The organism is Croceicoccus sp. Ery5, from assembly GCF_020985325.1.
Classification (GTDB): Bacteria; Pseudomonadota; Alphaproteobacteria; order Sphingomonadales; family Sphingomonadaceae; genus Croceicoccus.
The window spans coordinates 1,262,576-1,281,616 of record NZ_CP087587.1 but is presented as its reverse complement, the minus strand read 5'-3'; the positions used below and the strand labels follow the sequence as shown (position 1 = coordinate 1,281,616).

11 protein-coding genes are annotated in these 19,041 nt (G+C 59.7%); 10 read left to right on the top strand and 1 reads right to left on the bottom strand.

Annotated elements, in window-relative coordinates:
• Nucleotides 1–43: 43 nt before the first annotated feature.
• The 4 genes from LOZ74_RS05970 (at nt 44) to LOZ74_RS05955 (ending at nt 5,119) form a co-directional block, all read left to right on the top strand.
• Entirely contained in the window at nt 44–1,678 is a 1,635-nt protein-coding gene (locus tag LOZ74_RS05970) for an alpha-D-glucose phosphate-specific phosphoglucomutase (RefSeq protein WP_230293276.1), read from the top strand.
• Nucleotides 1,679–1,816: 138 nt separating this feature from the next.
• Entirely contained in the window at nt 1,817–2,344 is a 528-nt protein-coding gene (locus tag LOZ74_RS05965; protein WP_230293275.1) for a hypothetical protein, read from the top strand.
• A gap of 48 nt (nt 2,345–2,392) precedes the next feature.
• The gene (locus LOZ74_RS05960) at nt 2,393–3,136 is read left to right on the top strand and encodes a Bax inhibitor-1/YccA family protein (RefSeq protein ID WP_370638880.1); all 744 of its coding nucleotides are present in this window, start codon (nt 2,393–2,395) and stop codon (nt 3,134–3,136) included.
• A 417-nt stretch (nt 3,137–3,553) separates the two neighbouring features.
• A complete protein-coding gene (locus LOZ74_RS05955; RefSeq protein ID WP_219148287.1) occupies nt 3,554–5,119 on the top strand; it encodes a sulfatase-like hydrolase/transferase in 1,566 nt (521 codons plus the stop codon).
• A gap of 351 nt (nt 5,120–5,470) precedes the next feature.
• Here the strand turns inward: LOZ74_RS05955 and LOZ74_RS05950 are convergent, their stop codons facing one another.
• The gene (locus LOZ74_RS05950; RefSeq protein ID WP_230293274.1) at nt 5,471–6,823 is read right to left on the bottom strand and encodes a cyclopropane-fatty-acyl-phospholipid synthase family protein; all 1,353 of its coding nucleotides are present in this window, start codon (nt 6,821–6,823) and stop codon (nt 5,471–5,473) included.
• Between the two features lie 249 nt (nt 6,824–7,072).
• On the opposite strand from LOZ74_RS05950, the gene LOZ74_RS05945 reads away from it, so the two are divergent.
• From LOZ74_RS05945 to LOZ74_RS05920, 6 genes are all read left to right on the top strand, one after another.
• Nucleotides 7,073–7,354: a DUF2933 domain-containing protein gene (locus tag LOZ74_RS05945; protein WP_230293273.1), complete on the top strand. Its 282-nt coding sequence runs from the start codon at nt 7,073–7,075 to the stop codon at nt 7,352–7,354.
• Nucleotides 7,351–8,010 carry an isoprenylcysteine carboxylmethyltransferase family protein gene (locus tag LOZ74_RS05940; RefSeq protein WP_346034099.1) on the top strand — a complete coding sequence of 220 codons (660 nt, stop codon included), beginning with the start codon at nt 7,351–7,353 and terminating at the stop codon, nt 8,008–8,010. Before LOZ74_RS05945 ends, LOZ74_RS05940 begins: the two co-directional genes overlap by 4 nt.
• A gap of 52 nt (nt 8,011–8,062) precedes the next feature.
• Nucleotides 8,063–9,178 (top strand): NAD(P)/FAD-dependent oxidoreductase, encoded by a 1,116-nt coding sequence (locus tag LOZ74_RS05935; RefSeq protein WP_230293271.1) that lies wholly within the window; start codon nt 8,063–8,065, stop codon nt 9,176–9,178.
• A complete protein-coding gene (locus LOZ74_RS18290) occupies nt 9,145–9,366 on the top strand; it encodes a YHS domain-containing protein (RefSeq protein ID WP_370638879.1) in 222 nt (73 codons plus the stop codon). The genes LOZ74_RS05935 and LOZ74_RS18290 overlap by 34 nt, the downstream gene beginning before the upstream one ends.
• Before the next feature lie 363 nt (nt 9,367–9,729).
• On the top strand, nt 9,730–10,755 hold the full coding sequence (locus LOZ74_RS05925) for a universal stress protein (protein ID WP_230293269.1): 1,026 nt from the start codon (nt 9,730–9,732) through the stop codon (nt 10,753–10,755).
• Entirely contained in the window at nt 10,755–18,974 is an 8,220-nt protein-coding gene (locus LOZ74_RS05920; protein ID WP_230293268.1) for a GH36-type glycosyl hydrolase domain-containing protein, read from the top strand. Before LOZ74_RS05925 ends, LOZ74_RS05920 begins: the two co-directional genes overlap by 1 nt.
• Nucleotides 18,975–19,041 lie beyond the last annotated feature (67 nt).

Sequence of the window (19,041 nt, the reverse complement as noted above, 5' to 3'; positions counted from 1 at the left end):
GCTTGTCCGCTCCAGGTTCAACGCCGCTTTACAAGGATCGCAGATGAATGTCCTGACCATGCCCGCGCGCCCCTACGATGATCAACGTCCAGGCACTTCGGGGCTCCGAAAACCGGTCGCTATATTCAGGCAGCAGCACTATCTCGAAAACTACCTGCAGGCGATCTTCGAGACGGTCGGCGGAGGCGCGAACCGAACGCTTGTCATCGGCGGAGACGGTCGCTTCTACAATCACGAGGCGATCCAAATAGCCATCAGGATGGCGGCCGCGAATGGATACAAGCATCTCGTTGTTGGGCGCGAAGGTCTGCTTTCGACCCCGGCCGCCTCACATCTTATCCGTAAGCGCGGTGCCGATGGCGGGCTGATATTCTCGGCCAGTCATAACCCCGGCGGGCCTGAGGGCGATTTCGGGATAAAGTACAATTCTTCCACCGGGGGTCCCGCCTCGGAAGCGCTGTCCCAGTCCATCTACGCACGCAGCAAACGGATAGCCGCCTATCGCTTCGTGGACGAGCCCGACATCGACATTGATCGATTGGGCAAGGTCTCGCTTGGTGAGACCGAGGTCGAGGTGGTGGATCCGGTGTCGGACTACGCGGAACTTATGGAGACGCTGTTCGATTTCGAGCGCCTTGCCGAATTGCTGACGAGCACCAGTTTCAAAATGCGGTTCGACGCGATGCACGCGATCACCGGACCTTATGCGCGAGCAATCCTCGAGGAGCGCCTCGGTGCGCCGGTCGGAACCGTCATCAATGGAAAGCCCTTGCCGGATTTTGGCGGGGCGAAACCGGACCCCAATCTTGTGCGGAGCCGGAGCCTGGTCGACTTCATGTTTGGGCAGGACGCCGTGAATTTTGCTGCCGCCTCGGATGGCGACGGGGATCGCAACATGATCCTGGGTCGCAAAATGTTCGTGACGCCAAGCGACAGTCTCGCCGTGCTGGCGGCAAATGCGCATGTCGCCCCGGGCTACAGCGGCGGTCTCGCCGGCGTCGCGCGCTCCATGCCGACGAGCCGCGCGCTCGACCGTGTCGCGCAAGAGCTCGGCATTCCCTGTTTCGAAACGCCGACCGGGTGGAAGTTTTTCGGCAATTTGCTCGACACCGGCAGGATCACGCTGTGCGGCGAAGAAAGTTTCGGGACCGGGTCTGACCATGTCCGGGAAAAGGATGGCCTGTGGGCGGTGTTGTTCTGGCTCACGATCATCGCCGTTCGCGGCATGCCTGTACACCGCATCATTAAGGATCATTGGGATCGCTACGGGCGTCATTTCTATGCGCGGCACGACTATGAAGCTGTGGACGCCGCCGCGGCGAACTCGCTGATGGACGCCTTGCGCGATCAGGTCGGCGACATGGCTGGCAAGCGGCTCGCCGGGTCGATAGTCAGCATGGCCGACGATTTCAGCTATACCGATCCGGTCGACCGCAGCGTGGCCGAACGCCAGGGCATCAGGGTCCTGCTCGAAGACGGCTCTCGCATCGTCTACCGACTCTCCGGCACGGGAACGGGGGGTGCGACATTGCGGATTTATCTGGAGCGGTATGAGGCCCGTGCGTGGTTGCACGATAAAGACGCCCGAAAAGCACTGAACGACCTTTCGTTTGCCGCAAGCAGCCTGGCCGAAATTCCGGCACGCCTCGGGCGCGAACGTCCATCGCTTGTAATATGAGACCCAAGCGCGTCATGGCGCAGGCGGGCAAGAGCGATACCGTGTTTTGCGGGCCCCGCAGTCCCGATGCCGCTCGTCCGCGCGATGTAATTTCCGTTCTCCCCATGCGTCTTACCTTTCACGCAGATGGAGCCCGATATGATTTCGAAACACATTCGGTCAGCAATCGCGCTGGTTGCAGCGGCAGGTATGTTCGCAGCGGTCATGGCGCCGACCAACAGTCACGCAGGGGTGGTCGATGGTGTCAGGACCGCAGACGGGTTGATGATGTATCTGGGCGTAGTGCCTGCCGCGACAGTGCGCGGCCACGCCAAGAGCCACCCCGAAGCGAGGATGCACGGCGGCGTCCCCGCCGGTTCGCACAGCATGCATATCGTTGCGGCTGTTTTCGACGAGGCTTCGGGCGCCCGGATAACCGATGCGAAGGTCAGGGCCCATATCACCGAGCCCGGTGGTTTGCAGCGAACGATCCGTCTGGAACCCATGACCGTCGCCGGCGCGCTCACTTTCGGTGGTTTCACGACATTCCAACGCGGCATCAAATACCGGATCGGGATCGAGGTCGAACGCCCCCCGCATATGCAATCGTCCCCGTCCAAGAATACGCCGCCAAGATTGCACCGGGTCCCCGCCGTCACGGCGCACTTTGCCTATACCCACGACTAACGATCGGGCCGCGAGGTGCCGATACGCGCAAGAAAGGGAATTCTACTTATGGAAGACCACCGATCCGCGACAAGCCTTGATCGCGCCTCTACCCCACAATCGGTTCCCTCGGGGACATTTGACGCGGGGCTGCGATCATACATGCTCGGCGTCTATAATCACATGACGAGCGGATTGCTTCTTACCGGCATCATCGCACTTTGGGTCGCGAATACCGCCAGCATTCGCGAGATCTTCTTTTCCGCTACCGGCGCCCCAACGGTGCTGGGCTGGATCGCCATCTTTGCACCCCTGGCCATTGTCTTTGCCTTGGGCTTTGGGGTCAATCGTTTCTCGGAAAGGACCGCGAAAACGCTGTTCTGGAGCTATGCGGCACTCATGGGCGTGTCGCTATCGACCGTTTTCCTCGCCTACACCGGGGTGAGCATCGCCCGGACCTTTTTCGTCGCCGCCTCTGCCTTTGCCGGACTGAGTCTGTGGGGCTATACGACCAAGAAAGATCTATCGGCCTGGGGCGCCTTTTTGATCATGGGGGTTGTAGGTCTGCTCGTTGCCCTGGTCGTCAATATGTTCCTCCAATCCTCGACGATGGACCTGATTGTCAGCGGTCTGGGCGTGCTTATCTTCGCGGGCCTGACTGCCTATGACACGCAGAAGATCAGAAACATCTATTTCCAGGTTGGGAAGACCGAGTTTCGCGGCAAGGCCATCGTAATGGGCGCCCTGACGCTCTATCTCGATTTCATCAATCTGTTCCTGTTCCTGCTTCGCCTGATGGGAGATCGCCGGTGAGGTCTCCGAGGACGGAGCGCGCACGACATGGTCTAAACGCAGATGTGAGCCCAACCGGCGATGCTGACGTTAATTGAAGCCCGACGATACCACTGACAACCTGAGTTATTAGGATTCTTGATCGATGGGACACCCGTACTTGGAGTTCAGTCTATGGCCGACTTAGGAGCAGTCGCAACCACTTGCGGTTGAATTATTCAATTCGGAGCTGTCTGGCCGTCAATCGCCCTGGAACTCGGAATAGTTTACGAAAGATGCACTCGGATTTGCAATGCACTACGGATGGCGGAAAGCCTTCCAAGTGAGGTTTGATCTGTGTCGAGATTCGTGAAGATAATTTGTTTGGGACTTTGGTTCCTTCTGGCTTTGGTCCCAGATATAGGCGCACGTATTGCAACCATTGACGATTCAACTGCATTGGCCGCCTATTTCGCGCTGCTTGGCTGGACGAGTTTTGGGATCTGCGCCGCTGCCTGCATTTCTTCTGCTGCGATCCGCTGGTCAGGAGCGGTAGTCTTCGCTGCGGCCGCTCTTTTGTTTACCGGCTTCGGTCAAGTAACCGGGCAATTCCTCACCTATGACGCGTTCATCAATCTGCTCAATTCAAGAGCCTTCGTAGACGATGCCTATGCCCAATACGGCGGCAAATTGTGGTGGTCTGCTGCGCTCTCGCTGCTGCTTCTTTTGGGCATTGGCTTGCCCGCGCGCGGACGGCTGGCGCTGCCCAACTGGCTTGCTCCGGTCCCCTACGTAGTGGTGGCCTCGATCGCGGCCATCCTGTTCCTCCGTGGCGGAGAAGGTGCACGCGGGTTGCCTGCCAGCTATCCGACTCTCGCATATGCGAGCCTGTATGGAATTGAGTTCGCACTTTCGCCCAATCGAATTCGGGAAGGCGTCTATTTGCAGCGCACAAGCGAGCCAGTTGATCATATCGTTCTTGTTATCGACGAAAGCGTTTCAGGCCATTATCTGGATATCAACTCGCCTTCCGGTGTCGAAACCGGCCTATCGCGCCAATGGCCGGGTATCACGATCTCGAATTTTGGCGTTGTGCCAAGCATTACCAACTGCAGCATCGGATCGAACCTCGCGTTGCGATTTGGCGGAACACGCGAGAATTACCGGAACAGGATTGCCGCTGGTCCATCGATTTGGGCTTTTGCGAAAAGTGCGGGCATGAAAACCGTTTACATCGACGCGCAGCGCACTGGCGGGGCCCTGCATAACGGAATGAATGACGAAGAAGTCGCGTTGATTGACCGCTTCTTTCAATTCGATGATGAGCCTGTCCTAACCCGCGACTCCCGCGTCGCAGAGCAGATAGCGATTGAAGTATCGAAGCCTGAGCCGAGCTTTATCGTGGCTAACAAGGTCGGGGCGCACTTCCCCGTTCATGACAAGTTTCCAGACGAGTATATGACCTATCGGCCGACCCTGCCTCGCGGCCAGTTCACGGATGTCTCGGATACGGGAAATCGCGAGGGTTTTGACGGTTCTGCCGAAAGCTGGCGCCAATACCGAAATGCATACCGGAACACGATTGCCTGGAACGTTGGCGCGTTCTTCGACCGACTTCTAGCGACAGCAGATTTATCCTCAAGCGCCTTGATCTACACATCCGATCACGGGCAGAACTTGCGTGAGGATGGTAGCTCTGGCCTCTCCACACATTGCAACGCGGATCCGGGCGGTAGCGAAGGCGCTGTCCCATTGGTTTACATCGCTGGAGCGGATGTGTTGCCTTTAGCAAAGGAAATCCGAGGCAACGGCAGCCACTACAGGATCTTTCCGACGCTATTGCGACTCATGGGGTATGATCCGAAAAGAGCGCAGCAAATCTATGGTCCGGATCTATCCGATACTTCGGAGGAGCCGGAAACATTCAATACTCGTTTTAATGCCCGGCTTGGTCAGCTACCTCAATGGCAGTCAATCGACGCAGAAACGCTACTCATACCAGACGACCAGGATGCGGAGAATTGAGAAGCAAGACGATCAGAGTTGTTTTTGCGTGAGAAGTTAAGGGCTGAAAAAGAGTCAGCGCGATACACTACTATTCTTTGTTCTCGCATAGTAAACCTGAAACAAACCCGAATACTTGTATCAAGGTGACGAACCCAATGGCCTGCTAGTTCCCGCAGCCACCTAAGCCATGGGTGCTGAGCCAGCAAAGGCAAAGGGATATGAGGGCAAATGACAATGTCCGATTACCACCCCAATTGCCGACGTTTCAGCACCACGCTGTATTCCCCGTATGCCCACATTGATTTCGGATCCTGACTTCGAGTCGTCTCAGTTAGGCGGCAGTTTCTCTTGCCCGACTCGGACGGTTTCCTATCGCAACACCCGCTCCGGCACAGAAGCGGTCTGAAAGCCTCGGCCCTCGGAACATCTGCAGCCCGAGCCTAGTCGTAGCGGCGCACCTGCATCGATTGCAGCCCCTGAGCGCCTCGTGTCGTAAAGATACTCGCGCGTCAGCGGGACCGCGTCCCGCTTGTGCGCAAGCTGGAGCTGAAAAACCATAAGATTGCCATTGCGAAACATCATCTCGCAGGCGGCGAGATAATACTCCCACATCCGGCAGAAGCGCTCGTCGAAAAGTTCGAGCGCCTTTTCGCGGCGCGATTGAAAGCGCTCGTACCAATGCGCCAGAGTTTCCGCATAATGCAGCCTCAGAATCTCGATATCGGTAACCCACAGGCCCATGCGCTCGACGACGGACAGGGTCTCTGACAGCGACGGGATGTAACCGCCGGGAAAGATGTACTTGTCGACCCAGGGATCCTTTCCGCCCGGGGGAGCCATTCTCCCGATCGAGTGGACGACGGCGATCCCATCCGGAGCAAGATGCTCTTCGATGGCTCTGAAAAAGGACCCGTAGCTGGCTGGGCCGACATGCTCGAACATCCCGACGGAAACGATACGGTCGAATTCACCCTGAAGGTCGCGGTAGTCGCAGAAATCGAACCGCGCCTCTTCTGCAAACCCAGCCTCCTCGGCGCGCTGGCGCGCCAGCGTCAGTTGCTCTTGCGAAAGGCTGATGCCTAACACTTCGGCCGCGCCCTGCTTTGCCAATTCGATCGCGAGGCCGCCCCAGCCACAGCCAATGTCAAGGACGCTCATGCCTTCACCCACCATCAGCTTTTGCACAATGTGAGACCGCTTTGCGGTTTGAGCATCATCGAGAGAGCCGCAACCTTGGCAAAAATAAGCACAAGAATACTGCCAGTCTTCGTCGAGGAAGAGTGCATAGAACTCGTTCGAAAGGTCGTAGTGATGCGCGACGTTTCTGGCCGCTTTACGGCGGCGGTTGCCTGTGAGACGGGTGGCTATCCGCGCGAGCGGTGCGCGGAGGCGTTCGATCGGCAATTCATCAAGTGCATCGAGCCCGGAAGTAACAATTGCAAGGAGATCGCGAATGGATCCGTCCTCCACTGTGAGGGACCCATCCATATAGGCCTCGCCGAGCGCAAGCGAGGGGCGCGAGAGAAGCTTGAACGGCAGCGCAGCGCTATGAAGCTTGATCGCAACCGAGGGTCCTGGTGAACCGGAATCGATGACCAGTCGCGTCGCGTGAGCACCGATGACTGTAAGTCGACCAGCCTTCACGATGGCGCGCAAGGCTGGCTTCAATGCACGCAGACCAAGTTCGTGACGCGCTGATTTTCCTCGTTGTCTCTGGGTCATACCGCCTCTCAGGTCTTGAATGATTGTGTTCCCAAAGACGAGCGGTCGGAGATCAACTTACACTTCCAAGTCCGGCGTGGGTGCTTTCGGGCACCACAAGAAAGCCTCCCTGTAAGAACGCGGCCGGCTCTGCGTCTATTTCCTGAAGCACCGCCTATTGAAGCGCGGCTTTGCGATGGAGGTATAACTATGCGAAAGGGGACAAGTGGTCCGGATCGGCCCTTTTTCGGAACGCGGGCAGGAATAACGGTGACCGTGTTTCTTCTCGCCGTCGGGTTCCTGCTGCTGTTCGAGCATCAGGCCCATATCCCCGGTGACTATTATCTGCTCGGATTGATCCTGGCGTTTTGCGTGGGCATCCACCTCTTCATGCACGGTGGGCATGGCGGACACGGCGGGCATAGCCCGGCCGATACACCACCGTCCGGGCACCATGGCGCACATGACCAGACAACCGATACCGCGTCCAAGAAAACTGCCTCCCGATATGCGGCCAATGACCGGCCGGGCAACGATAGAGGAGTGCGCTGACGATGCACGATTCCGCATACGGACTTTGGATATTGGTCGCCTTCAACTCGGCGATCTTCATTCTTTTTGCGTTCAGCTTTTTCAAGCCGAAATCGGGCCGCGATTGGCGCTCCTTTGGGGCGTTCAGCGCCTTTCTCGTGGCGCTTTTCACCGAGATGTACGGCTTCCCGCTTACCATCTACTTCCTGTCCGGATGGCTGCAGAGCAATTATCCGTCGGTTGACTGGTTCGCGCACGATTCCGGTCATTTGCTCGAAATGCTGTTTGGCTGGCGCGGCAATCCGCATTTCGGTCCGTTCCACCTCCTCAGTTTTGGTTTGATCGGAGGTGGTTTCATCCTTTTGTCGGCCGCGTGGCGCGTGCTCTATCAGGCACAGAAGGGGGGGACACTTGCAACCGAAGGACCTTATGCTCGCATCCGCCACCCGCAATATGTCGGTTTCGTCCTCATCATGCTGGGCTTTCTGGTTCAGTGGCCGACCATACTTACGCTGGCCATGTTCCCGATCCTCCTCCTCATGTACTGGCGGCTGTCGCTGCGGGAGGAGCGAGAGGCACTCGCCGGGTTCGGCGAGCGCTATCGCCAATACGCAGCACGCGTTCCCCGGTTTTTCCCGAAGTTTCGCACGCTCGTCTCCGCCAAGCCAGGGAGGTGACAATAACTTGCTCCATTCCTGCCGGGGCGCGGTTCGCGACTGACCTGACCTAGTGAGCGCAGCCGTTACAGTGGTCGGCGCAGGTCCGGCGGGTCTCGCCGCGGCGATCGTGCTCGCCAAAGGCGGAAGGGATGTCGAGCTTCACGAATGGCACCGCCACGTCGGGGCGCGCTTTCACGGCGATTTCCAGGGCCTTGAAAACTGGAGCTGCGACGAGGATACGCTGTGCGAACTCCAAAGCTGGGGGATCGATATCAACTTCCTGGCCCATCCAGTTCGAACAGGCACGGGTTTCGATGCGCGCGGACGGCGGTACGAGATTTCAGCGCGCCGCCCACTCTATTATCTCGTTGAGCGCGGCGGATCGGTGCAAAGCCTCGAGTATGGGCTCCTCAAGCAGGCAGAGGCGCTTGGTGTGCAGGTCCATTTCGGGAGCCGCGTTCGCGAAACCGAGGGAGAAACGATCCTCGCCGGGGGACCGCGCAAAGCCGATATCATCGCCTCGGGATATGTATTCGAAACCGAGTGTGAAGATGGAGCTTACATTGCCTTCGACGACCGTTTGACACCGCGAGGCTATGCCTATCTCCTGGTCCATCAAGGCCGCGGGACTATCGCAGCGTGTCTTTTTCGCGGCTTCAAACGGCAACAGGAATTTGTCGAGCGAACCTGTGATTTCTTCCGGGAGAAAGTCGGGCTCGTGATGCGTAACCAACAAGCCTTCGGCGGTTATGGAAATCTGCGACTCCCAAGAAGCGCAGTTCAGGGGCGCCATCCGGTTGCGGGCGAGCATGCGGGTTTCCAGGATGCCCTTGCGGGGTTTGGTTTACGCTATTCAATCACTTCGGGCGCGCTCGCTGCACAAAGCATCCTCGAAAATCGAAGCTATGAGCAATTGTGGCGCCGTTTGCTTTTACCGAGAATGAAGGCGGGCATCGTCAATCGTTTTGTCTTCAACAGCATCGGAACGACAGGACGCCATTGGGTGACAGCGAAACTGATGCAAGCCAGTACGGGAGAAAGGCTGCACAAGCTGTATGCGGCATCGTCTCTCCACGCTCTGCTCTTCCCCGCTGCAGAACGTCGCCTGCGCAGGGGCTTACATGACCCAAGTTGCGACCATCAGGACTGCACATGCGTGTGGTGCGAACATGGAACGGCGTTCTGACGATGCAGGTGACCGATCCAGTATGCCGGCGTAGCATTCCGCTAGAGACCGTCGAGGCCCACCGCGAATTTTTGGGATGGTCTTATTTCTTCTGCTCGGCTCAGTGCGTGCGGCGCTTCGATCAGCGCCCCGAGAATTACATTGATCGGCAGCAAGGCGGGCCGCCGGCGCACATTGAGCAGCCCTGACAGGGCAGAGCCTCTTCGCTTGGAGGCGAATGCGCATCGACCCTTGCGCGCCGTCTGGTGAGCAAGATGCCCCGCCGGGCCAGAGCCTCCACCGATCGATAATCCCGGTTCGATCTTGGAACGCGAGATCGCGAGCGAACCAATGGTGCGGGTGTAATTGATCGGCACCGATGGCGTCCAAGTATATGTCGGCCTTCCCCGATCGGCCGGCTTTCGAGAAGAAGTCTCGCTGCCCTGCATGAGGCTGGTGAGACCATGCCGGTGTTCCCTGCGTCTGATGGCCGATGTGCCATAAATTCCATTCGCGGGGACACCAGGCATGATTGCCTGGGCGAAACGATGATGATGCCGGAGGGTACTGCCATGTCGACGAATACCCGATCACGTGCCAGCACGGTGCTGAGGTCGCCGGTTGGAGACGAACGCACCCGCTTTCCCAGCCAAGCGCCGCAAATTCTTGCTTGTCTGGACGAAGACATGAATCGCCTCGAAGTGGCACGGCACGCGCGCGCAATCGCGAAAGCTCTCGGCCTGCAGCTTGGCTTTGCGCAGATCGTTGAAACGGCCCCGCATGGGGTTCTTCCTGCCGACCCGATCGAGTGGAACCTGCGCTTCACCGAATGCCGCGACGGCATAGGCGAGCTTATTGGGGAGGCCAGCGAGACGGTCTCGGATGTGCTGCCCGTTGTTCTCCCGGGGACCGCCCATGAACGGCTGATAGACTGGGCGGAGGGTCATCGCGGGTCGGTCCTCGTCCTCGCGCGGCATAGCGGGCGAGGTCCACATTCAGGCCTGGGCACCACCGCCGACCGGCTGCTGAAAAGCGGCGCAGCATCCATGCTTCTACTTCCTTCGGGACGCGAAAGGAAATGTTCGGCCGAGTACCGCAAACTTCTGGTGCCGCTTGACGGATCGCCCAATTCCGAGAGCGTGCTGCCGGTTGTCACAAGGCTTGCCCAGTCGCTAGAAGCGCAAGTGATCCTGGCGCACATTGTTTCTCCAACCGCCGAATTGCCCTCACACGAAACACAGGCCGGTTCCGATAGGAGCAATACCTCCGCGCGCGCACGCAACTATCTCGAAACATGGAAGTTGAGGCTCCTGCGGCAAGGCATCGACGCTACCGTGTATTTCGGAACCGACAGCGAAACGTGCGAGCGGCTCAATCTGATCGCATCCCGCCTCGAAATCGAACTTGTTGTGGTCGCTTCCCATGGCCAGACCAACCTTGCCAGCGCGCCCTACGGAAGTGTCGCCGGCGCTCTGGCGAAAAGTGCGCCTTGCCCGACATTCATCGTCCAACCGGACCTTCGGATTCCATTGGCCAAACCGGGCCGCTCTGGCTTCATGTTCGAGGCCCTCGCTGCGGAAACTGAATTCGCCAGCTGATGTCGGACATTAATAGCGATTTCTCGGCGCTCGATCATGCTGCAATCCAGTTTGCCGAGGAGGACCGGATATCCGCGCAAGCAGCGCAAGAGATTCCCGCTCGCAGAGGAACCGATGCCATCCTCGAATGGCTGCGTGCGGCTTGCCTGGCATGCGCCAAGGCTGGGGCCGAAGCCAGCAAGGCGGCGGAATGGTTGCTCGACAATGACTATGTGGTCCACCGCGCGCTGAGGCAGATCAAACAGGATCTGCCAACCGGCTTCTATAGCAAACTGCCAGCCCTCGAGGGTGAAGAAACCATTGGCTTCCCGCGTGCCTTCGTGCTCGCGCACCGTTTTCTCGAACTGAGCCGAATGCAGGTTTCGGCATCGGCCCTGAGCCGGTTCCTGATCGCTTATCAGCGCACGGCGCCGCTCCGCATCGGAGAACTCTGGGCGTTCCCGGCCATGCTTCGCATCGCTTGCGTCGAGATCCTCGTGGAAACCTTGTCGACCCTGCTGTGCGATCAGCTCGACGTGCCCGTCGCGACCACCTCATGGGCAGGCGAGGCGCATGCACTGGAAGCAAATGAACGGGTCGCACGCGCGATCGCCAATCTCAGTACCCTTGATGCCATCTCGTGGGAGGATTTGTTCGACGACGTAAGTCCGGTAGAACAGATCTTGCGAAACGATCCATCCGGATATTACGGGCAGATGGATTTCGATAGCCGCGATCGCTATCGCCGCGCGGTTGAAGAACTGGCGGAATATGGCGATTTATCCGAGACCGATGTCGCACTCGAGGCGATCCAAGCAAGCTGCGCCGCTTTGCCTGACGACCGATCTCATCACGTCGGATTCTGGCTCAGCGGTGATGGGCGCAGGGCATTCCGGCAACAGACAGGAGCGGTATTCCCGGCTCGGGCCCGCCTTCTGGACTATGCCTTGCGCCATCCCGGCCCGGTCTACTTCGTTTCGCTCATCGGGCTCCTTGTCGGGGCCCTTTTGCTGCCAGCGATGTATCTCGACGCCGCTGACGCAGGCGCGACGGGATGGTTCGCCGGCTTGTCCTTGTCGCTCATTCCCGCTTCGGTTGTCGCGATCACTTTCTTGCATTGGTCGATTACGCGCCTCTTGCCGCCGCGAGCTCTTTTCAAACTCGACTTTGGTGACGGGCTGCCGGAGGACTGCGCGACGCTGATAGCGGTCCCGGTCGTGATCGCCCGCGAGGACGAAGTGCCTTTCCTGATCGAAAAGCTGGAGAACCACTGGCTTTCGAACGGCGATCCGATGGTGGACGTCGTGCTTTTGGCCGATCTCGCCGACGCGGCGAGCGAAAGCATTGCCGTGGACAAGCAAATCGAGCAGGCGCTGGAAAGGGAAATTCTCGCGCTCAACGCTCGCTATCGCAGCGAGGGAAGCGAGCCATTTCACCTGCTGATGCGCCCTCGGCAATATTGTGAAGCACAAGGGTGCTGGCTCGCATGGGAGCGCAAGCGCGGAAAGCTTGAGCAGCTCAATCACATGCTCATCGAAGGCGATGGCGGAGCATTCCATCGACATGTCGGCTCGCGCGAAATACCCCGCAATATTCGCTTCGTCATCACTCTCGATGCAGACACCACCTTGCCTACCGGCACTGTGCGAAAGCTTGTCGGGACGCTTGCCCACCCACTGAACCAGGCCAGGATCGATCCGGAAACGGGAAAGCTGCTTGGCGGCTATACGGTCATCCAGCCGCGGGTGGAGATTTCGCCCCAGAGTGGATCGCGAACGCTGTTCGCACGACTTTTTGCCGGCGATACGTCAATCGACATTTACAGCCGGGCTGTCTCGAACGTCTATCAGGACCTGTTTGGTGCTGGAATTTTCGTCGGCAAGGGCATTTACGACCTCCATGCTTTCCATCGCAGCGTTGCCGGGCGCGTGCCCGAAAATACCATTCTCAGCCATGACCTCTTCGAGGGTGTCCATGGCCGGGTTGGTCTGGCCAGCGATATCGTCCTGTTCGAAAGTTTTCCCGGGAACTACCTCGAATATGCGCGGCGCGCGCACCGCTGGATCCGCGGGGACTGGCAGCTCCTGCCATGGCTGGCAGGCAAGGTGAGGCGATCAGATGGCACAAGATCCCCAAATCCGATCGCCGCCATCGACCGATGGAAAATTATTGACAATCTGAGGCGTAGCCTGGTTGCCCCGGCAACGATCTTACTGGTGGTCTCGGGTTGGTTTATTTTGCCGGGGCAAGCATGGTTCTGGAGTCTGCTCGCCTTCTTCATGCCAGCAGGTCAAGTATTCACCGATCTGGTGACCGGATTGGCGACAGGACGGCGGCGTGGGACATCGCGTAGCCTGTGGCCGCAATTGCGCGATCAGGCCGGCCGCTGGTTTCTGGCCGTCGTCTATCTGCACGATGACGCCATATTGTCGGTTCGTGCGATCGCGGTCACGCTCTGGAGGCTTTTTGCAAGCCGGCGCAACCTCCTCGAATGGACAAGCGCCGCGCACTCCGCCACCGACATCCGCTCGAACCGAGCGCGAGGTGTCATATGGCGCAAGATGTGGTTGGGACCGACCATTTCGGTCGCTCTCGCGGCGCTTCTTGCCGCCATCAAACCTGACGCTTTGGCCGCATCCCTTCCGCTGCTCATTCTTTGGATCGCCGCGCCGGAAATTACTTGGGCGATGGCCCGCGAACGCCGCGAAGATGCGGAACCGCTTGCCGAGGATGACCGGCGCTTCCTGCGGGGCCTGGCGAGGCGGACCTGGCTCTTCTTCGAGACCTTCGCTGGCCCGGAAGACAATTGGCTCCCCCCGGACAACTACCAGGGCGCTCCGCATGCAGAAATCGCGCAGCGCACGTCACCGACGAATATCGGCATGTTGATGCTATCGACAGCCGCAGCCTGGGACCTCGGTTACATCGGCCGTGCAGAACTCGCGGCGCGGACGGCGAACCTTTTCGCCACGCTCGATCGCTTGGAACGATATCGAGGACATTTCTACAATTGGTACGACACAAGAACGCTCGCGTCGCTGGAACCTCGATATGTCTCGACGGTGGACAGCGGCAATCTCGCGGCGGCGCTGCTCGCCTACGCTGCTTCCTTGCGTGAGGCGCGGCGTGCGGAAGGTATGGAGGAGCAACGCTGGCGCGGCCTGATCGATGTGGTCGATCTGATCGAACAAGTCGCGCAAAACTCTGAGGATGCAGCGCTTCCTCGTTGGATCACCCAGCTAAGGTCGCGCCTGGAGGGTGTCGAGGAAGACCGTGCCCACTGGATGGCCGGCCTGCAGGATATCTGCGAGGTATTGATCCCGGAGATGGAGGCAGCGCTTGGTCTGGGCGAGCAGTCCGAAAAGGCAGCGCCGAACCATCTGGTCGACATCGAGGTGCTCGTCGATCGGTTGCAGTACCAGATACGTTCGATGTGCCGGGACCTGGGGAACGGCGGTATCCCGGCTGACCAACTGTCCAGCCTCGCAGACCAAGCAATCGAGTTGGCCTATTCAATGGAGTTTGCGCCGCTCTATGACGAGCACCGGCGCCTCCTGCGCATTGGCATCAATGTCAGTCTGGGACGTCCCGATACACATTATTATGACCTCCTCGCTTCCGAGGCACGGCTAGCGAGCTTTTTCGCCATCGCAAAAGGCGATGTTCCGCCAGAACACTGGTTCCATCTGGGCCGCCCGTTACGGCGCGTCGAGGGTGGAGCGATGCTGATCTCCTGGAACGGCTCGATGTTCGAATATCTTATGCCGCGCCTGCTGCTCAAGCCGGACACCGGCACGCTGCTGGGCGAGAGCGAGCGGATGGTGGTCGACGTCCAGGAGCGCTACGGGCAAGCCCAGAGCGTTCCCTGGGGTATCTCGGAATCGGCATATTCCGCTCGCGATCCTGAACACCGTTACAGGTATCAAGGGTTCGGCGTTCCCGAACTTGGCTTGAAACGGGGCCTCTCGCGGGACATGGTTGTCGCGCCTTACGCAACTGCGCTTGCACTGGCAGTTGCACCAAAGAAGGCAGTAGCGAACCTCAGGCTGCTGACACGATCGGGCGGCAGCGGTCGATATGGCCTGGTCGAAGCGCTCGACTTCACGCCTGACCGCTCCCCGGGCAGCGGTCCCCAGACCGTTAATGCTTATATGGCACACCACCAAGGCATGCTCCTGTCGGCGATCGTCAATGCGCTGTTCTCAGACCGGTTCGCTAGCCGTTTCGCCGAAGATCCACGAATGCGGCCCACGATGTTGTTGTTGAGCGAACGGGTGCCACGCGAGATTCCGCCAGAAATTGACAGGCTTGCCGACCGCACGATTTCCATGGTTCGGGGAACGCCCGTCACTCTGCCTGCGTCATGGCAACCCAGGCGCGAAGCATCCGTGCCGCAAATGCTCCTGCTTGGAAACGGGCCTTTATCGACGTGGCTCTCTGATAGCGGTAGCGGCGGACTGCGCTGGCATCACCGGGCGCTGACACGCTTCGTGGCGGACGCCACTCACGATGCGGACGGTTATTGGATCTATATCGCCGATGAAGACACCGGACGGCTATGGTCGGCGACGCTCGAACCAACCGGGTCCGAAGCGGAAGAGTACGAGGTCACATGCCATGCGCACCAGGCAGTAATTCGCCGGCGCGATCAAGGCGTTGCATCGCGTCTCGAGATTGGCGTTCTTGCGGGAAGCGACATCGAGGTGCGGCGCTTGCGGCTCATCAACGAGAGTTCCCGTCACCGCAAGCTTCGCGTGACGACCTACGCCGAGATCGTGCTCGGCGAGCCGCTCGAGGACGAGCGGCACCCGGCATTCAGCAAACTGTTTATCAAGAGCGAGCATGTCCCATCGCTTGGTGGCCTGCTGTTCGAGCGCCGCGCGCGCGCGCCACGGGATACGCCGCCGGTGCTCCTTCATTTTGCGGTCGATGGCGGGGGACCGGTTCGCAATGCCCGCTTCGAAACCGACCGGCGCGCCTTCATCAGGCGTCATGAAAACCTGCGCTCCCCAACAGGGGCAACCGAAACCGTGCAGAACACCCAAGGGTGGACCTTGGACCCAGTCATGGCTCTTCAACACCTCATCGACCTGGAGCCGTTCGAGACCAGGGAAATCTGTTTCCTGACAGTCGCGGCCGCGTCGCGCGAAACCGCCGTCGAGCTGGCCGAGCGTCATTCGACTCTCGATTCGGTCGAATGGGCGACCCACGATACGGCAGCCGAAAATGCACGCGCCCTGGCCCACATGAACATCGAAGCCGAACACCTGCCCATCTTGCAGCAGCTCGCTTCGGCTCTCATCTATCCGGGGAACGCCGCATCGAGCACGCGCGCGGCGAAGAACGAAAACAGGCTCGGACAAGCGGATTTGTGGGGGATGGGCGTGTCCGGCGACCACCCCATCCTTCTGCTGCGATCTGCCGGTGAGACCACGACCCTGCTGCCCGTCCTCCTCACCGCCCACCGATTGTGGCGGCGGCACGGACTGGAGGTGGATCTGGTGATCCTACAGCTTGCCGGCTCAGCCTACATCGAACCGGTGCTCGACCAGCTCAGGGAGGCGCTGCAACGCGCGCAGATGGCGGAGCTGCTTGGGCGCAAGGGCGGCGTGCATATCGTTTTCGCGGACCAGATCGGTGCGGATCGGGTGCGCCTTCTGGAGAGCACGGCGCGTGTCACCCTCGACGACGTACGGGGTAGTTTGCAGGACCAGCTGGAAGAAGCGCACGCTGTGCCAAACCGCTTGCCGCTGTTTTCTGCAACAAGGGCTGCGCAGCATCCCTCGATGACATCGCTCGAACGTTCAGCGAACCTTCTCTACGACAATGGTTTGGGTGGGTTCACGGCGGATGGCCGCGAATATGTCATCTTCGTCGAACCCGGGCAGGCAACGCCTGCTCCGTGGTGCAACATCCTGGCCAACCGTGACTTCGGCGCGCTCGTAAGCGAAGCCGGCGGGGGGTACACTTGGGCAATAAACAGCGGCGAGAACCGCCTCACAACATGGTCGAACGACCCGGTCACGGACCGTCCCTCCGAAACACTCTACCTGCGTGATGAGGAAACTGGCGAGGTATGGACCATAACGCCTGCTCCCGTTGGCGATGCCGCTGCCTGCGAAGTCAGGCATGGCGCGGGTTACACCAAATGGTCAAAACGGTTCGCCGGCTTGGACCATCAGCTCACAATGTTCGTACCGCTTGATGCATCGGTGAAGATCGTTCGGCTGCAGATCCGCAACTGCGAAGACCGGCACCGGCGCGTAACCGCAACCTATTATGCCGAGTGGCTGCTCGGCTCTCTTCCCAGTATCGCACGCCCGCACATAGTCTGCGACTTTGACACCGAGACGCAGACCATCACGGCAACGAACCGCTGGAACAGCGATTTTGCCGGACAGGTGGCGTTTCTCACGTCAAACCGCCCACCGCACGGCTTCACGACCGACCGCGGCGAATTCATCGGCAGGGGTGGGGACCCGGCGGATCCCGCGGCGCTTCGGCGATGGGGTCTAACCAACAGCGTATGCGCGGGCGGCGATACATGCGGAGCCTATCAGATACACCTCGATCTTGGCCCGGGCGAGGAAGAAGAAATCCTGTTCGTGCTCGGCCAAGGGCCAGGCCACCATGCGGCCATGGAACTCGCCCAGCGCTGGCGTGAGCCAGACGAGGCAGAGACGGCAATGACAGCGCTGGAGAATTTCTGGGATGAGACACTCGGCGCCCTTCAGGTCTCAACCCCGGACCCGGCTTTCGACGTCATGGTCAACCGCTGGCTGCTATACCAGACGCTGTCGTCCCGTGTTCTCGCGCGCACGGGATTCTATCAGTCGAGCGGGGCCTTCGGCTTTCGCGATCAATTGCAGGACGTTCTTGCGCTTCTCCACACGGCGCCGGCGCTCGCGCGCGCGCACATCCTCGAAAGCGCGCAGCATCAATTCGTAGAGGGCGATGTTCTGCACTGGTGGCACCCCCCTGCTGATCGCGGCGTGCGAACGCGTTTTTCCGACGATTTGCTCTGGTTGCCTTATGTTGTTGGCATCTATGTCACGACGACCGGTGACCTTGATATCCTCGACGAGGAAGTCGCGTTCCTCGATGCCGATGAACTCGCCCCCGACGAAGCCAATCGATATGCGCAATTCGATGCGACCGAGTGGCGCGGCTCGCTGTTCGAGCACTGCGAGCGCGCACTGCACCGCGCTCTGGCAGTCGGGGCCCATGGACTGCCGCTAATCGGCGCCGGGGACTGGAATGATGGAATGGACCGCCTCGGCGCGAAGGGCCATGGCGAAAGCGTCTGGTTGGCATGGTTTATCACGGTCACAGCGCAAGGCTTCGCCGACATCTGCCGCCGGACCGGTCGGATGCACGAGGCGAAAGAATGGGAAGAACGGGCATCCGAGATAAGGCAGCGCGCGGAAGAGAGAGCCTGGGATGGCTCATGGTACTTGCGGGCCTTCGATGATGACGGGCGGCCCATCGGCTCGGCCAGAAACGACGATTGCCGGATCGATTCGATCGCGCAGTCATGGGCGGCCTTTGCCTCGGCTGATCAAGAGCGCGTGAGCAAGGCCCTCCAGTCCGCATGGGACCTGCTTGTTTCGCAGGAGGACCAGTTGGCAAAGCTGCTCTGGCCCGCGTTTGACGAAGGCCTGATCGATCCCGGTTACATAAAGGCCTACCCTCCCGGGATACGCGAAAATGGGGGGCAGTATTCGCATGCGGCCGCGTGGCTGGGCATGGCCTTTGCGCAGGCGAAGGAGCCCGAGAAAGCCTACGCCCTCTTAAACATGATAAACCCTGCCGGTCGCTCCGACGATCACGCGAAGGCTGAGCATTATCGCCTGGAGCCCTACGCCGTCGCCGGAGACATTTCTGCGGGTGAGCAGCATGCGGGCAGAGGGGGCTGGAGCTGGTATACCGGGGCCGCAGGCTGGGCATGGCAGCTCGCCACGAGAAGCATCTTGGGGTTGCAACAGTCCGATGGCCGGCTTGTCGTCAACCCCTGTATCCCGCCCACCTGGGGCGGCTTCAGCGCGACACTGCGGGTTGGTGGCGGGTTGGTGTCAGTGAAAGTCGAAGATCCGCAAGGGCTTGGCTGCGCCGACGTCGAGCTCACCGTTGATGGCAAAACTCATGCCGGGAATGCGATTGTACTCCCGAAGAATGGCGAAACAGTCGAGCTTCGGGTCCGCATTGTTGGACGCAATGTACAACACCCCTCCCCTGCCTGAGAATTCCGCCCGGAGCTATTCAAACGCTCCTCCCAGCGCGTGAAAATCCTGGCGGGGTGTTTGGCAA

Coding starts and splice junctions, on each gene's coding strand:
- LOZ74_RS05970 (WP_230293276.1), top strand. CDS start 44: ATGAATGTCCTGACCATGCCCGCGCGCCCCTACGATGATCAACGTCCA.
- LOZ74_RS05965 (WP_230293275.1), top strand. CDS start 1,817: ATGATTTCGAAACACATTCGGTCAGCAATCGCGCTGGTTGCAGCGGCA.
- LOZ74_RS05960 (WP_370638880.1), top strand. CDS start 2,393: ATGGAAGACCACCGATCCGCGACAAGCCTTGATCGCGCCTCTACCCCA.
- LOZ74_RS05950 (WP_230293274.1), bottom strand. CDS start 6,823: ATGACCCAGAGACAACGAGGAAAATCAGCGCGTCACGAACTTGGTCTG.
- LOZ74_RS18290 (WP_370638879.1), top strand. CDS start 9,145: ATGCGTGTGGTGCGAACATGGAACGGCGTTCTGACGATGCAGGTGACC.
- LOZ74_RS05925 (WP_230293269.1), top strand. CDS start 9,730: ATGTCGACGAATACCCGATCACGTGCCAGCACGGTGCTGAGGTCGCCG.
- LOZ74_RS05920 (WP_230293268.1), top strand. CDS start 10,755: ATGTCGGACATTAATAGCGATTTCTCGGCGCTCGATCATGCTGCAATC.